Origin of the sequence: Frankia sp. AgKG'84/4, assembly GCF_023242965.2 — a bacterium.
In the GTDB taxonomy this organism is placed as follows: Bacteria; Actinomycetota; Actinomycetes; order Frankiales; family Frankiaceae; genus Frankia.
This window is the reverse complement of the sequence record NZ_JALKFU020000645.1, coordinates 1-677: the sequence shown is the minus strand read 5'-3', so window position 1 is coordinate 677 and position 677 is coordinate 1. Positions and strand designations below refer to the sequence as shown.

1 pseudogene is annotated in these 677 nt (G+C 75.3%); it reads left to right on the top strand.

Annotated elements, in window-relative coordinates:
- Positions 1-647, top strand: a pseudogene (locus MXD58_RS24400) (hypothetical protein); the annotation flags it as partial.
- Positions 648-677: the final 30 nt, after the last annotated feature.

Sequence of the window (677 nt, the reverse complement as noted above, 5' to 3'; positions counted from 1 at the left end):
AGCCGGCCCCGCCCGCCAGCGCGACCCCGCCCGTCCCACCTCCGCGGCTGGCCGCGGAGGTGGGGGCGGCGCTGGTCGCGCTGGCGCTGCTGGCGCTGTTGCAGAACGTCGACGTGCTGGTGCAGGGTCGGCTGGCACCGGACCGCTCTGGGTCGTACGCCGCCGTCTCCGTCGCCAGCAAGGTGCTGGTGCTCGCCGCGGTGGTGCTGGCCGGCTTCCTGCTGCCCGAGGCCGCCGATCGGCGCCATCTCGGGCAGCACGCCCTGCACCAACTCGGCGCGACCATCGCGATACTCCTCGTACCCGCAGTGGGGCTGCTCGGCGCCGCGCTCGCCGCACCCGACAAACTTCTTGCTCTGGCCTTCGGCCCCCGCTTCACTGACGCCTCCGGCGCGCTCCTTCCCCTGGCCGCAGCGATGACCTGTCTCGGAGCTACCGTGCTGTTCACTCATTACCTGCTCGCCCTCGGCGAGCGCGGCGTGCTGCTGGCGCTGGGCCTCGCCGCCGCGGTGGCCGTCCCCCTGCTGTTGTGGGCGGACGGATCTCCGGCGTCGACCGCCCGGGTGGACCTCGCGGTCCAGGCGGCGCTGACCGTCGTCACCGGCCTGTGCGTGCTGGCCGCGGCCCGCCGGACGGAGCGGGCATGACCGCGCCGAGCAACGGCCGGGGCCCCGGCG